The organism is Desulfosporosinus youngiae DSM 17734, from assembly GCF_000244895.1.
Lineage (GTDB): Bacteria > Bacillota > Desulfitobacteriia > Desulfitobacteriales > Desulfitobacteriaceae > Desulfosporosinus > Desulfosporosinus youngiae.
Genome location: NZ_CM001441.1, coordinates 2,729,069 through 2,744,762 on the forward strand (window position 1 = coordinate 2,729,069; position 15,694 = coordinate 2,744,762).

The 15,694-nt window shown below is 44.3% G+C and carries 12 protein-coding genes and 1 riboswitch; of the genes, 11 read left to right on the plus strand and 1 reads right to left on the minus strand.

What is annotated here, in order from left to right; all coding sequences use genetic code 11:
• The first annotated feature begins 112 nt into the window (after window positions 1-112).
• The 11 genes from DESYODRAFT_RS12585 to modD all read left to right on the plus strand — a co-directional run bounded on the left by DESYODRAFT_RS12585 (window position 113) and on the right by modD (window position 14,325).
• On the plus strand, window positions 113-313 hold the full coding sequence (locus tag DESYODRAFT_RS12585) for a carbon storage regulator (protein WP_007783578.1): 201 nt from the start codon (window positions 113-115) through the stop codon (window positions 311-313).
• A gap of 340 nt (window positions 314-653) precedes the next feature.
• On the plus strand, window positions 654-830 hold the full coding sequence (locus DESYODRAFT_RS12590) for a carbon storage regulator (protein ID WP_007783582.1): 177 nt from the start codon (window positions 654-656) through the stop codon (window positions 828-830).
• A 218-nt stretch (window positions 831-1,048) separates the two neighbouring features.
• Window positions 1,049-6,946, plus strand: coding sequence for a flagellin N-terminal helical domain-containing protein (locus DESYODRAFT_RS29545; RefSeq protein WP_007783583.1), 5,898 nt, complete (start codon window positions 1,049-1,051; stop codon window positions 6,944-6,946).
• Window positions 6,947-7,425: 479 nt separating this feature from the next.
• Entirely contained in the window at window positions 7,426-7,722 is a 297-nt protein-coding gene (locus DESYODRAFT_RS12600) for a hypothetical protein (RefSeq protein ID WP_007783588.1), read from the plus strand.
• Window positions 7,723-8,311: 589 nt separating this feature from the next.
• Window positions 8,312-9,115 (plus strand): molybdate ABC transporter substrate-binding protein, encoded by an 804-nt coding sequence (gene modA, locus DESYODRAFT_RS12605; protein WP_007783591.1) that lies wholly within the window; start codon window positions 8,312-8,314, stop codon window positions 9,113-9,115.
• Window positions 9,116-9,155: 40 nt separating this feature from the next.
• Complete coding sequence (gene modB, locus DESYODRAFT_RS12610; protein ID WP_007783593.1) at window positions 9,156-9,842, plus strand: molybdate ABC transporter permease subunit; 687 nt, start codon at window positions 9,156-9,158, stop codon at window positions 9,840-9,842.
• Window positions 9,842-10,495, plus strand: coding sequence for an ATP-binding cassette domain-containing protein (locus DESYODRAFT_RS12615; protein ID WP_007783596.1), 654 nt, complete (start codon window positions 9,842-9,844; stop codon window positions 10,493-10,495). The genes modB (DESYODRAFT_RS12610) and DESYODRAFT_RS12615 overlap by 1 nt, the downstream gene beginning before the upstream one ends.
• A 61-nt stretch (window positions 10,496-10,556) precedes the next feature.
• Window positions 10,557-10,690: riboswitch (molybdenum cofactor riboswitch) on the plus strand.
• Window positions 10,691-10,803: 113 nt separating this feature from the next.
• Window positions 10,804-11,490, plus strand: coding sequence for a molybdate ABC transporter permease subunit (gene modB / locus DESYODRAFT_RS12620; RefSeq protein ID WP_007783598.1), 687 nt, complete (start codon window positions 10,804-10,806; stop codon window positions 11,488-11,490).
• A gap of 1 nt (window position 11,491) precedes the next feature.
• The gene (locus DESYODRAFT_RS12625) at window positions 11,492-12,553 is read left to right on the plus strand and encodes a sulfate/molybdate ABC transporter ATP-binding protein (RefSeq protein ID WP_007783600.1); all 1,062 of its coding nucleotides are present in this window, start codon (window positions 11,492-11,494) and stop codon (window positions 12,551-12,553) included.
• A 42-nt stretch (window positions 12,554-12,595) separates the two neighbouring features.
• Window positions 12,596-13,447 (plus strand): molybdate ABC transporter substrate-binding protein, encoded by an 852-nt coding sequence (gene modA, locus DESYODRAFT_RS12630; protein WP_007783602.1) that lies wholly within the window; start codon window positions 12,596-12,598, stop codon window positions 13,445-13,447.
• A gap of 26 nt (window positions 13,448-13,473) precedes the next feature.
• Complete coding sequence (gene modD / locus DESYODRAFT_RS12635; protein WP_007783604.1) at window positions 13,474-14,325, plus strand: ModD protein; 852 nt, start codon at window positions 13,474-13,476, stop codon at window positions 14,323-14,325.
• 76 nt (window positions 14,326-14,401) lie between these two features.
• Here modD and DESYODRAFT_RS12640 read toward each other — a convergent pair whose 3' ends face one another.
• Window positions 14,402-15,310 carry a nucleoside hydrolase gene (locus DESYODRAFT_RS12640; protein ID WP_007783606.1) on the minus strand — a complete coding sequence of 303 codons (909 nt, stop codon included), beginning with the start codon at window positions 15,308-15,310 and terminating at the stop codon, window positions 14,402-14,404.
• Window positions 15,311-15,694: the final 384 nt, after the last annotated feature.

Below are 15,694 nucleotides of genomic sequence, written 5' to 3' on the forward strand. Positions count from 1 at the left end.
TCAGAGGGGGGTAGTGCCGAATTCACAGCAGGCTGCGGTATTCCAAATTTTTTTAAAAAAAGCCTTAAAGTTTTGCAGCAATCTTACGATATTATAGATAGGAGGAACAATCGTGCTGGTGTTGGGAAGAAAACCTGGCGAATATGTGATGATTGGTGAGGACATCATGGTCAAAGTTGTCAGAAGTGACACAGGTGATTTGAGACTCGCAATCGCTGCTCCTAAAAGTACAATAATTACGCGTGGAGAATTATATAGAGATCAAAATAACTCTTTCGCGGTCAATATGCCCCAAAGCGGGATCAAGGACTAATAGTGTTTATAGCCTAACTGATTGCCCATATACCATAACTGATTCCACATTATTTTAAGCCATTGCAGGGACGAGCAAATAAGCCAAATTACTCTTACAGGACGTAGGGGAGGATTTGGAATATTTGCTCGTTTTTTTATTTAAGGGATCAAGGAGGAGAAATTAAATGAAGTCATGTTATCCCAACGGCACATAATATGAAGCAAACTTAAGACAAGGAAAAAGAACAGGTACAGGGACGAGCAAATAAACCCAACCCCCTTACAGGACGCAGGGGGAGAATTTGGGATAGTTTGCTCGTCTTTTTTTAGTTAATTCAGGAATCAAGGAGGAGTTAATAATGCTGGTGTTAGGCAGGAAACCTGGGGAATACGTGATGATTGGCAATGACATCATGGTTAAAGTCGTCAAAAGTGACTATGGTGATTTGAGATTGGCCATCGATGCCCCTAAAGACACACCTATTATCCGCGGAGAATTATTTGAAGAGCAAAACAAGCCTCCCAAAACCAGTTAGCTGTACGTTCTCAAAGCTTGAAAAGCAACCCTTAATTTAATATTTCAAGGACGATTACCTTTGCTCATTTCCGGCAGGACGCCGGGATAGATGAAGCCGGGATCGTCCTTTTTTATAGTTTCCAGATATCAACTATGGTAATAAGCCGAGTGGCCATCAGGCTTGTTATATAAATGTGAACACGGAAGTTCATAAAAAAATACACGGAGGTTTTATTGATGATTATCAACCATAATATTGCGTCATTGAACATCTACAACAAGTTGGCGACCAATACGGCTAATTCAGCTAAATCCCTGGAAAAGCTGTCTTCCGGTCTGCGCATCAACAAAGCCGGCGATGATGCCGCCGGTCTGGCCATCAGTGAAAAAATGCGCGCTCAAATCCGTGGCTTGAACCAAGCTTCAAGAAATGCTCAAGACGGTATTTCTCTGATTCAGACCGCTGAGGGTGCCTTGAGTGAAACCCAAAGCATTCTGCAAAGAATGAGGGAACTGGCTACCCAAGCTTCCAACGACACCAATACCGATTCTGACCGTGGTGAAATCCAGAAGGAAGTCAACCAGTTAACTTCGGAAATTAACCGTATTGGTAACACCAGTGAATTTAATGCCATTAAATTACTGAAGGGCGATTTAAACGCCACCGCTACCCAAACTGCTAAAGTAACCGGGGCCCAAGTAGTGGGCAATATCGATATTATTGCCGCTTCCACTAATGCCAGTGCCACTGGAGATGCTTTAACCACGGCAGAAATCAGCGCCATAGGAGGAGCCTCTGCTACCGGAGATGTAGCTTACGATGCTAATCTAGCCAACGGCGGGCCGAAGGTTGAATTAACCAGCGCCACCGCAACCGGAACAGGTTTAGGGGATGTGGCGATATCCGAACTGAGCGGGATTACGGTGACCGGCACTAAGGATGTAAGTGGGCCGACAGTAGTAGGGAAGACAGTAGCGGTATTGACAGGAACAGGTGAAGGGGTAACCCTCGACGTCAATCAGCGAAATGATTATACCTTAACAGGGACGAAAGACATGAAAGCTGCATTAGCCCCAGTATTGACCGGAGTTTCTGCAGGTCCATTAACCAGTGATTTGGATGCCATTGCTACTGATTTAAAACTCAATGGAGTGGATGTAGCACTAACTAATGTTAAATTACTTGATGGCTCTGGTACTCCAATTGAGATGGACGACTTAGTAGATGGTCTGCAGGCAGATATTGACGCAGTATTCGACGGCGCAGATCATAATGGCGTAACATTTACTGTAGGAAATGACAACGGTAAATTAACCATCACATCTTCCGAGCAATATGCGTCAGCACAAGTCGCGATTGAAGCCACAGCTGCTTCAGCAACATTAGGATTAACCGTCAATGCTGTAACTGATAGAACAGCAACCGGCGGTATCGAAGTCTCCCGGACAGACGCGATAGCCGTAGGCGGCGTAATTCCAGAAAGGTTCGAAATATTTAACACCAACTACAAAGCTGCAACAACAGATCAAGTGTTTGCCGGCGGATTAGGCGATGCTGTTGGGAATATATCGGCAGGACTTAATGAAATCAGCATCAGCTTAAACGGTGATCTCGCAAAAACCGTCTCCGTTACTGCAAAAAATTATGATGGGGCTGCCGGAAATGAAGTGATTGATTTTCTGGACGACTTAAACGCTTCACTTGATACTGAATTCGGTGCTGGAAAAATTGAAGCAGTACTAAACTCAGCGAACAAAATTGAGTTTCGCACAAAGGAAACGAGCATCGAGATTACGGGTGGAGGTTTATTAACCAACCATCTTGGCAATGCTGCAACCTATAGTGACATTACAGCCAACAACCAGCTTACAGTGAATGCCAACGGGCTGGAAAAAACTATAACCCTAAATACAGGAGTCTACACTGACGCTGATGTAAACACTGCTGCTTCGAGAACTTTTACAAATGATGCTGGTACAGATTCACTAGTTATAGCTGCAACTGCTGGTCAAGGAAGAGACGCTAATGCAGTAAGCGTTGAGTTTACGGCTGGTGCTGGTGCACTTACAGCAGAGTGGGACGGAACCAGTAATAAGATTACTGTAAGACTATCAACTACTGCAGCTCAGAACACTGCGGCATTGATAGAAGATGCAATCCAAGGCTTGGGTACAGCAGGAATAGTGGCGTTAACAGATGGCTCAGAGCTTGATTTATCGGGATGGACTGTGACAGGTACAGGTGCTTATGTTGCAGGTAATATTACTGACACCGATTTAGATCAAGCCGCACTATCACTTCGCGGTGGTACCACTGCCGCTGCCACAGCCTTTCAATCAGCTTTTGACAAAGCCTTTGGTGGCGATGTGGCAGTAACTTGGAATGCTGCAACAGACAAAATCTCAATTGAAGATCAATATGGCTCGGTACGCAGCACCCTTGAGATCGTTGGCGGATCAGCTGTCGATACACTGGGGCTCGGTGCTGGAGACGTAGATATCACCCAGGGAACAGGCAATGAACTAACCCTAACCATTGGGACGAAGACAGAAACTGTCTATCTGACAGAGACAAATCACGCTAGTGCTGAAGCATTTGCCGCAGATCTCCAAACCAAAATCCAAGCAAAAGGCGGAGATTTTGGGAATGTCACTGTATCTGTTGAAGACAACAAACTTGTCTTTTCCACAGGCGATAGCGCTAAGGAACTTGAAATTTCAGGAGCGTCAACGAGTGCTGTGAAGCATATGTTAAGTGATCCTTCTGACCCTGATACGTTTGCGGATGCTACGTATACGGCGAAGGCAAATACGATTAATCTAACGATCAACGGAACTACCAGAAATGTAACCATCAGCGAGGGCACCAGCGAAGCAGCAGCATTAACAGGGGCGAACAATGCTACATTAAATGAAGATCTTAGTTCTCTTGCTGTTGACTTAACGCTTAATGGTCAGGCAGTTGCGCTTAATGAAGTTAAAAAACTTGATGGAAGTGGAACTCCGATTGATATTGGACAACTTACTCAACGGCTGCAGGCTGATATTGATGCTGTATTTGATGGTACAGCCCATGACGGAGTCCAATTCACTGTCGGTAATAATGGAAATAAATTAACTATCACATCGATACAAAAAGGCACGGAGGCAGAAGTAGCGATTACCGCAAATGCTGCATCAGCAAAACTGGGATTAACCGCAGACGCTCTTACGGATAACTCAGCAGCGGGAAGCGGTTTAAATGGTGCTAACGGCGCCTATGATTTAAGCGTTGCTGCAGACCAAGCCGCTTTCTTAACAGTACTCCAGGCCGAACTAAATGCGAAATTCGGGGAAAACACGACTATTGCTTCATTTGATGGGGATGACCAGCTGGTGCTCACCAATAATGATGAGTCGAGAGGCACAGGCAGCACGATTGTTGTTAACAATGGTACTGTAGCAACTGCGCTGGGAGCTGCCGGCCTATCAGCCCAAGGCGGGGAAAACACCGATCTTACAGTAACCTTTAATGGGAATACTATAAACATTATGCTTGACGAAGGGAATTACACTGCGACAGAATTAGCTGCGGAATTACAGACTAAGATCAATAATCCAGCTATCACTGTAGTAATAGAGAATGACAAAGTAGCTTTTAAAACTAACGGAGTAGGTGACACCCTAACCATCCAAAGCGGTGGAGCTCTTGCACACCTGGTCAACACTGCTGCGGAGCCCGATTTCGTCACCACGCAGATTGGTACCGGCAACAATGAGTTGGAGCTTAAAGTAGGAACGACTACTGGGACCATCAGTCTGTCAAATGAAACGTATGACTTGACCCGTTCTGCTGGTAAGGACGCCTTCCTTACCGACATTAATACTCAACTTGACGAGGTATTTGGTGCGAACAACGTTGTTGCCTCTTTCGGCGGAGAAGCTGCAGGCGCCGTAAATCCAGTTGAAGTGATTACACAGAGCGTACGTGAAGAACGGGGTATATATACCTTAAACATCGCCGAGGCTTTCACAACGAATAATACCCAAATCAATATCGGTGGTGTATTGGACGGAGTCGGCGTCGTTCAAGGTGGAGTAGACATAGCAATTGGCAGCGGAGTAATAGGAGGTATTGACACTGATACCGCTATCACCACCCAACAACAGGCACAGGCGATTGAAGCGGCCTTATTGTTGGATAGTGATTTTACCGACAGATTCGAAGTAGCTCGCACAGGCAGTACACTTACCTTTACCGAAAAAGAAGCCCAAGCAACAGGAGTGAATTTGCAAGTAAAATTAGACACTACTATTAATACAGTTGGTGGTGCTTATGACTTAGATGTAGTGAACAATAGTGCGGTAGAGGTAAGAGGTGAATATAATCTCACATTAACCAAACAGTTTGCAGCTGGTGATCAACTGACAATCAACGGTACCACTTACCATGCTGTGGCAAATGACGCTATATTAGGTGATAATGAATTTAAGGTAGGCACTACGTTAGAGAACCAGAGAGATAATCTGATAACTGCAATCAATCTTGCAAATCCTGACCCGGATGATCAGTTAGATGCTTCACCTCGTTTAGGTTTACAACACACCATCGTGCTTAAAGAAAAGTCAGGTCAGGCAACGGGTGTAAAACTCGAAAATGCAGTCACTGCTGGCAACAGCCTAGTATTGACTAATAGCCTGGAAGGCAAAGACAGCACGATAGAGGTCGTCGGCGGCAGCGCAGAATCATTCCTTAACCTTGCTGATACCGTACATGTGCAGGGCACGGAAAACAACGAACTCACCCTGACTCTTAACGGCGATACCCAAACGATTGCTTTGGATATAGCAGATTACAGTACTGGCGGGAAAACAGCCCAAGACTTCCTTAATAACATTAATACCAAACTGGAGGATGCCTTTGGTGCCGGTAAAATTTCAGCATCATTTAATGGCCAAAACCAAATTACGTTTACAACTACCAATGTAGGGGATAGCTTATCCGTGGACGGCGGTGGAGCGGTAAGTCATCTCGTAGCCAGTAACGACGCGAGCGACTTTACAATTGCAGTCGATGGCTCGGACAATAATAAGCTTAATATTACAGCTGGTGGCTTGACGAAAGAGATTACCTTGGCAAATGGGAATTATGACTTTTCAGTATCTGCTGACCGTGAAACATTCCTAGCGGATATGAACACCAAATTAAGCGCAGCCTTTGGTGACGGCAACATTGAAGCAGCCTTTGATGGGGATAACAAGCTGGTACTCACAAATAGCCTTACTGGTTCCATAAGTACCTTGACTGCTGTAACCGGTACCGCTCAGGCAGCGTTGGGTCTACAAACTGCAGCTTATGTCCAGGGCAGAAATGCCAATAACACTTCCACTCTGGAGATTGACGGCATCCAGGCTGACATTACCTTAAATGCAGGCACTTATACAGTGGGAGGTATGGCCTCAGATCTTCAGAATCAGATCCGTGCGGTTGCTGGCTTGGAAAATGCCACAGTTAATTACACAGACGGTTCATTTGTTATTACCTCAGGCCAGGATGGATCAGCTGGATCAGTCAAAGTAACGGCAGATGAAATGGCTAAGACACTTGGTCTAGACAGGGCAACAACAACTGCCGGAGCAGACTCTGTGGGGCAGGGTATAAGACTTCAGGTGGGAGCCAACTATAACCAGAGCATGACGGTGGATATCTCTGATATGCGTAGTGTGGCATTGAAAGTCAGTGGAGGCGCTGCCCAAGCTGGGGCAGAAGTAGAAGCCAGTGATGGTGCTAAAGCAAAGTATGTTGCCATTACCAACGTAACCGACGGTACCGACAATACAAACATAGAATTTGCTTTAGATGTTTCCTCTTTTGAAAGTGCAACAGCAGCCATCAGTGTACTCAATGATGCAATTGCTGCAGTATCGAGTGAAAGGTCTAAACTGGGTGCTTTTCAGAACCGTTTGGAGCACACCATTGCCAACCTCTCAACTACCTCCGAAAACATGACCGGTGCTGAATCCCGTATCCGCGATGTAGATATGGCTAAAGAGATGATGGAGTTCCAAAAGAACAACATTCTCGCTCAAGCCGCTACTGCGATGCTGGCTCAAGCCAACCAACAACCCCAGGGCGTATTGCAGCTTTTGCGTTAATTACCGATTATACAGCAGTGGGGCCTCAGGTTTTCTTGAGGCCCCTTTCTTTGCCTAACCGGTTAATGAGGAATATCCATAGAAAACTAGCTTATATTTTTACAAGTCTAGCCGCTCAAAATTGAATAAACCGGAACTGAGGTTGCCGACTTTATAGCTTGGAATCAAGCAAAGGGAAGTCAAACACCATATTATATATTTGAAAAATCTTATAACAAAGGGCCCTTTACCTCTAAAGGTATATGTAGTACACGATAAAATCTATCTTAACCCTCTATGAATTACTTCTAAAATCTAAGGTGTTTTTGCTAAAATGATTGTTGACAGTATATAAATTCTCAAGTGTAAATACAAAACAGTGTAATACATGCGTTTGCGATAATACGAATTTTATAGTTCTGCCGGTTCGACGATCTTAGACAAAAAAATGTTTGATGACTGTGTTATACTTAAAATGATAAAAAGGGTGGGGCGAGCTGATGGATAATGAAAAGTTTCAAGAGTTAGTCTTAAAACATTTAGAGGACAACGCTAAACGTTTAGGTGAAATTAGTGAAAAGCTCGCCGAGCATGATAGGCGTTTTGATAGCTATGATAAGCGCTTCGACGGCTATGATAAGCGCTTTGATGGCTATGATAGACGCTTTGATAGCCTTGAAGCTTTAGGCAAGCAGCATCACGAAGAACTCGAAAAGATCGCTTCTCAAGTGGAAAAATTAATTCAAAATGAAGACGAAATAACGGATTTCTTGCTTAAAAGACGTAGAAGGATGTAGGCAATGCCTGCGTATTATTTCTTCTGAAAGTTAGACAAAACTAACAAACTTGATGATGTGCTGACTGTTGCCGGCCGGATTCTGAAGGAAATTATCCTGCCTCTTCCGAATTGACGGAAATCAGGAAGGAGATCATAGCCACTATTACGGAATAAGAAAAAACCTTTTGTCTCAATCAGAGTCGAAAGGTTTTTATTTCTCGTTATTTAGGATATAGGATCATATCCTTAGGAAAAACATCTTGAAAAAAGCGCATAAACTGTAATCTTAGAAATTTTAAGGATTTCTGCGGCTTCTTCAACGTATAAGAAACATTATTGGATATAGTGAGCCTCCAGACTATTCTAATGGAGATAATAAAAACTATAATTATATTGCTAAGTTATTATAACCTATTGTATAATGACATTGCAGTTGGGTCTTGTTGGTTGACGTTAGTTAGTATTATATTATGTTAATCTATATAAATCTGAAATATATGAATTCATTGCACAAATGTATAGATTGAGTAATATAAACGAACTTAGACTAATTTGGACTAATATAAATCAACTGAAATATAAATTTACATATGTTAGGAGGAGTTCGAATGAAAAAGGTTTCATGGATGTTAGTGTTTAGTTTTCTTTTAATTTTAACTACGATTGGCTGCAGTTCGGGAAATAATGCCCCATCGGCAAACACTCCCAAGGCTGAACCCACAGAGATCATGGTGTCTGCCGCAGCCAGCCTGAAGGATTCATTGACCGAAATCCAGAAAGAGTATGCCGCAAAGGTTCCCGAAGTTAAGCTTACCTTCGTCTTTGGAGCTTCAGGTACACTGCAGCAACAAATTGAACAAGGAGCCCCGGCAGACCTTTTTATTTCTGCAGGAAAAGCTCAGATGGATGCTTTGGAACAAAAGGATTTGTTGGTTAAAGAGAGTAGGCTCGACTTAGTAGGCAATGAATTAGTCTTGGTTGCAGGGAAGGATAACAGTAAGGTTACATCCTTTGAAGATCTGACTAAGGCAAATGTTCAAAAGATCGGTATTGGAACACCTGAGTCTGTACCCGCCGGAAAATATGCCCAGGAAGCCTTGACAAGTCTTAAACTTTGGGATACATTACAGCCTAAGTTTGTAATGGCTAAGGATGTGACCCAGGTTCTGAATTATGTGGAAACAGGTAATGTAGAGGCAGGACTCGTATACCGGTCCGATGCTTTAGGGTCATCGAAAGTCAAAGTCGTAACGGCAGCTCCGGAGAGCAGTCATAAGCCTATTACTTACCCGGCAGCGGTTATTTCGGCAACTAAAAATAAACAACTTGCCGAAGACTTTTTAAAATACTTACAGGGTTCGGAAGCTCAACAGTTATTTGTAAACTATGGATTTAAAACATTAGCTAAATAACTAAAACGTTGGCCAAATAATTACTTTCCGGGGGAATCCAATGGAATTTAGCGTTATTCCCATTATTCTATCTTTGAAAGTTGCCTTTGCTGCCGTCGTTATTGTCGCATTCTCTTCTATACCAATAGCCGCCTTTATGGCTAAGCGCGAGTTTTGGGGCAAAGATATTGTAGAGTCAATCATTACTTTGCCCCTGGTGCTCCCTCCCTCAGTTGTTGGCTTTATGCTGTTGTTTGTTTTTGGGAAGAATGGCCCGTTAGGCAAGTTATTCGAACATTGGTTTAATGTCAGGATAGTCTTTACTTTGGCGGGGGCCGTAATAGCAGCCGCCGTTGTGGCTTTTCCCTTAATGTATCAATCCGTAAAGGTTGCTATTGAAAGTGTTGATCAAAACCTGGAGAAAGCGGCGCGTACTCTGGGGGCTGGAGAACTAAGGGTGTTTTTCACCATAACTCTTCCCTTAGCCTTGAATGGCATTATAGCGGGCTTAGTTTTAGCCTTTGCCCGGTCTCTGGGGGAGTTTGGAGCGACGCTGATGATTGCCGGGAATATTCCTGGTAAGACGCAAACTATGCCCATTGCTATTTATTTCGCTAATGAGGCCGGCGACACAGGGGAAGCAGGCATATTGGTTGTCATTATGACTATTTTTAGTTTTCTGGTCATTTATGGATTAAACCGATGGGGGAAAGGATCACGACGAGACTCCCGAGGAGGTGGAGCGTAATGCTAAAGGCTCATTTTAAAAAGAAGCTGCCTTCCTTTGAGCTGGAAGCCGATATCACCTTAAAGAGCGGTATTCTCGCCCTGGTCGGTCCTTCCGGTGCCGGCAAGACGACGATCCTGCAATGTATAGCAGGCCTCCAGACTCCTTCATGGGGGGAAATTAATATCAATGATAAAATCATCTTCTCTTCTGAGCATAGGGCAGATATTCCTATCAGAAAGCGGCGCATAGGGTATGTTTTCCAAGACTATGCTCTCTTTCCCCACATGTCGGTGGAAAAGAATGTGATGTACGGTAAGCCTCAAAAAGGAAGTATTCCCAATAAGGTTCTTGCCGTTTCCAATGTTCTGGAGATGTTGAAAATTGCTCATCTCAGAAATCGCTATCCCAATCAGATTTCGGGAGGAGAAAAGCAACGGGTTGCTCTCGCTCGTGCCTTAATGACTGAGCCGGAACTTTTGCTGCTTGATGAACCTCTTTCCGCTCTGGATCAGGACACGCGGAGTACCCTCCAGCAGGAGTTGCTTAAGCTTCAAACCCAATGGCAGATTCCTTTTATTTTGGTCACTCATGATGCCCGGGAGGCGGAAATGCTTGGCAGTCAGATCATTAAGCTGGATAAGGGCAAACAAGAGGAAATTAAGAAACTTTAGACAAAAAAATTACCAGGAAGTACTTTACAGATAACTGAAGCGGATTAATTGGTCCGAAAAATTGAAGAATGACCTCCGAGCCAGAATGACCTAAAGAGCAATTCCAAGGTCACTGGACAGGATCGCAGATCCTCAGGGTATTCCGGGAAACTGGTATGCCTTCACAGTTTGAAGAGGAGTAGTTCGGGTTAGACTGGGATACCAGTTTATTTAGCTCCCTTTTCGGGAGCTTTATTTTTTATACCATACTATTTACTAATATCATAACTAGATAAGGTAAGGGGGGTTGCGGTGTTTATAATGATTTAATGGGAATGGACTTTGCCCCGCTGCTAATTTCCCTAAGAGCAGCCACCATTTCAACGATTGTGACTTTTTTCTCAGGAATTGCGGCTGCCTGCTTTGTTTCAGGCTACAGGGGGAAATTCAAAGGGCTGATTGACGGTGTACTTACTCTGCCTTTAGTTTTACCGCCTACAGTTGTCGGGTTCCTGCTCCTGGTACTGTTTGGCAAGAACGGCCCCTTGGGAAGACTCCTGATGGCAGTTGGGCAAACGGTTATATTTTCCTGGCCGGCAACGGTTATTGCAGCTTCAGTGGTTGCCTTTCCCTTAATGTATCGAACGGTTAGAAGCGCCTTTGAACAAATTGATCAAAATATTATTAATGCTGCACGTACACTGGGTGTCTCAGAGTGGAAAATCTTTTGGAAGATAACCATCCCGCTTTCCTGGCCGGGGGTGGCGGCCGGTACTGTCTTAGCTTTCGCCAGGGCTTTAGGGGATTTTGGGGCTACGCTTATGATTGGCGGCAACATACCCGGAAAAACACTGACCATTCCTGCGGCGATTTTCTTTGCAGCCGAAAGCGGAGAAATGAGAAGGGCTCTGATATGGGTGATACTTATTTTTATAATTTCCTTGATCGTTATGACGTTAATGAACTATTGGACGGATTACCAGCGCAAGATGACTGCTGTTACTGGCAGGAAGTAATATGAAATTATGGGTGGATATTCAAAAGAAACTTCCGGGTTTTACCTTAGATGTTAAGTTTGAGACAGATGGGGAGATTCTTGGACTTTTAGGGGCTTCCGGGTCAGGTAAAAGTATGATTTTGCGCTGTATCGCTGGCATCGATACGCCTGATACAGGAAGGATTATTCTCAACGACCGAACGTTGTTCGACTCCAAGCGAAGAATTGATCTCCCTTGCCGCAAGAGAAAAGTGGGTTATTTATTCCAGAATTATGCCCTTTTCCCTAATATGACGGTGGAAGATAATATTGGATTTGGCATTGAAGACAGAAAGCGCGCAGATAGAATAGCCATAATCGAGGAAAAAGTGAAGATGATCAAGCTGGAGGGTTTAGAAAAGAGGTATCCAAATCAACTTTCCGGGGGACAACAACAGCGGGTTGCTCTGGCCAGGGCTTTAGCTATTGAGCCGGAGGCGCTGCTCTTAGATGAACCATTTTCCGCACTTGACGACTATTTAAGAAACCACATGGTCAAACAATTGACCGAAACCTTATCAGGCTATCAAGGAGTTACCCTGTTCGTGACCCATAACATGGATGAAATCTATAGCATTTGCCATAGATTAGTCGTATTGTCTTCAGGGAAGATTGAAGCAAAAGGGGGGACAGAGGAGGTATTCAGCTCTCCGCCTTCACTCGTATCCGCACAATTAACAGGCTGCAGAAATTTCTCTCCGGCCATCTACAAATCGCCCTTTGAGTTGGAGGCAACGGATTGGGGGATAAACTTAAAAACCAAGAGAGAAATCCCGAAACAGATTGAGTTTGTAGGTATTCATGCTCATGCTCTTGAATTGGCGTTAACGGAAAAAGAGGACAATGTGTTTGAAGGCCGGCTTAATTTCATCAGTGAGACTCCTTCCCGGGTGACAGTCTATCTCGTTACGGAAAAGGAAGCCCGGAGACAGGAGAATCACCAAATTCAGTGGGAGATCACCAAACAAATGTGGTCTGAATTGAAGGATAAACCACAGCCCTGGAAGCTGAAGATGAATCCGGAAAAGCTGATAATTATCTGATGCCGCGTTACCGGCAAGTACAAAAGAAAGAGGGGAGATTCAATGAGACTATCTAATCTAATTAGGAAAACTGATAAAACCCGGGCTGCCCTGGGGCGGATGGCTTTTTCCCTGGTATTGCTTGTTTTATTTATTTCCGGGTGTTCAAGTGCTGTCAATGAAACCCCAAAACCGGAAGTCAGTCAAGCTGACCAGGCTAAGCCTATTGAGCTTTTGGTATCCACTGCTCCCAGTTTGAAAGGTTCTCTTGAGGAAATAAAAAGCCTGTATTCGGCGAAAAATGCTCAGGTTAAATTGGTTTATAATTATGGGCCGTCAGGCTCCCTCCAAACCCAAATCGAGCAAGGGGCCGCTGCCGATATTTTTATTTCTCAAGGTAAACCGCAGATGGATGCTTTAGAGCAAAAGGGACTGATTAAGCAGGACTCCAGAGTGAATCTCCTAGGGGATGAACTTGTCCTGATCGTCAATAAAAACAACACTTCCATTAACAGCTTTGAAGATTTAGCCAAACCGGAGGTTAAGAAAATCGGAATCGGCGAAGCCGGGTCAGTTCCGGCAGCTAAAACTGCGCAAGAAACCCTGGAGACCCTTAAATTATGGGATACCTTACAACCTAAATTCGTTATTGGCAAGGATCTGATGCAAATAATGACCTATGTAGAGACAGACAATGCCGAAGCAGCGTTTGTTTGGGATACCATCGCGATCCTTTCCGATAAAGTGAAAATTGTGGCCGCGGCACCGGCAAACTCCCATAAACCGGTTGTATTGCCTGCAGCGGTGGTAGCTGCCTCGAAAAACAGTGATGAAGCTTCGAAGTTTTTGGAGTATTTACAGAGTGATGAGGCTATGAAAATCTTTGAAAAGAATGGATTCATAAGAGGAGAGTAAGTTAAAGCGAATTTGAGGTGGAGGCTATGATTTACATTAGTGATGAAACCATTGACCGCTGGATCAAAGAGGATGTTCCTTATCTGGATCTAACAACACTAACTCTTGGTATCGGCGGAACTAAAGGAACGATTACATTTAAAGCCAGAGAATTTACGGTTTTATCCGGGGTAGAGGAAGTATTAAGGATCTTTAACAGGCTGGGGATTAGGCAGATTCGCTCCTTGCCATCGGGCTCTATCGTTAACAAGGGAGATATCTTTATCGAAGCCGAAGGGTTGGCCTCGAACCTGCATATAGCCTGGAAAGTCTCCCTGAATATACTTGAATACTGTTCAGGTATTGCCACAAGGACCAAACGGATGGTGGATAAGGCTAAATCAGTGAATCCACAGGTGGCTGTTGTCGCTACCAGAAAATCATTTCCCGGTACTAAAGAGCTCTCCATAAAGTCAATTATCGCTGGGGGCGCTTTTCCCCATCGCTTGGGCTTGTCTGAAACTATCTTAATTTTCAAGCAGCATGTCAATTTCCTGGGAGATATTCATAATCTGGCTCAGGTGATGAAAGAAGTTAAGGGAAATGCCTGTGAAAAGAAAATTATTGTTGAAGTAGAACGGATTGAAGATGCCCGCCTTTTAGTAGAAACCGGCGTTGATGGATTGCAATTTGACAAGATTCCTGCCCATGACTTAAAAGTCATCGTTGAAGAAATCCGAAGCCTTAACCCCAATGTTACACTTCTTGGGGCAGGCGGCATTAATGAAGGCAATATCCAAGACTATGCTGATACGGGCATTGATGCCATTGTCACCACGGCCATGTATTTTGGAAAACCGTCTGACCTTGGAGTGACTATAGAACCGTTTAAAGATTAGTAAATCCACACAGCTCCTTGGCGCACATCGTCAAGGGGCTTTTTAATGGGTAAAAATGAGAACCGGCAGCGGGGGGTTACCTATAGAGTTTCGGGGAGGAGAATTTTAGATCGAGACTCAGCCATGTATTATAGATGTCCTCAATTAGTTCATGCTGAATTTGGATTCGAGGCAAATTCAGCGAATAATGAAGAGAATCATTCGGGGGATCTTCTAAGGTTAGTTCACCATGCTCCAGCTCTGCCAAACGCAGGTTGAACGAGAAAATTCGGTCTTCAAATAAGGTAGGGTTAGCGACGTATGCTGCGGCAACGACATCCCAATTATAAAAACCATCCAGATTAAATAAGAACATCATGTACTTAAACCAGTAGGATGTTTTTTTGAGAAGGTAGCGGGCGATGGGCTTGTTCTCGGATGAGAGCCGGGCAAAGAATGCTTCCTTAGGAAAAAACGCGTCCAAACAAGTATTTCCAGTGATGACAGAAACATTGTTTCCAAGCTTCAAGACGGTTTCAGTGGCTAACGAATCGCATGAAAAATTCAGTTCATTAAGGGGGCGGCCATTAATGATCAGGGGTTCAGTGGTTCCTCCCATGACAACAATGCGTTTTACCTTTGCCAAAAAGCTAGGGTCCGAACGGTAAGCTGCATAGAGATTGGTTAGTGATCCTGTGGCCAGAATGGTGATTCTTCCCGGATTGGAGTTCACGGACTCAACCAAAAAATCCGTGGCTTCGCTTTGGTAATGATGCTTGTCTTCACACCCTTTAAGCAGCGGAATATCCGGTTTGCCGATTTCCTTCAGCATGGTCAAGGTGTTCTGGTAGACTGTATTGAGGTCACTGTTGCCATAGGTTGTCGTAACACCACAGAGATCGATGTGTTCTTTGCCTAAGAGATAGAGGAGTGCTAAACCATCGTCTACATCGCACCCGGCGACTCCCATAGTATTATCACAGTCGAAAATAATTTTTTCGGTCATAAGTAAATCCTCTCCAAAAAGATTTTTTTAGTAGCCGCCCATGCCGCTAAGGCGTCACTAGCAGAGGATGAAAAAGAGAGTGCTCTCGGGTCGGGCAGCTTCGCCACATCCGCTCACCGCAGCATTCCGAGGCTTGCCCACTCGCCGGTGCGGGACTTCGCCAAACCTCTGGGTAATACCTGATGTGAACCCGTGGCTCAGTCTTCCCCCACCGTCTTGTGGGCTTTTACTGCCTCTCCATGCAATGGGTTCGCTTCTGTGGGCGAAGCTGCCCTGCTTGCGGGTCTGGGGATTCTTCCGCATGTCTTTAGAGTTTTTTTACAGGATAGTATAACCAGGTAGTTTTTAAACGTTTTTAATAATAGACTTGGTCTACTAGATGTG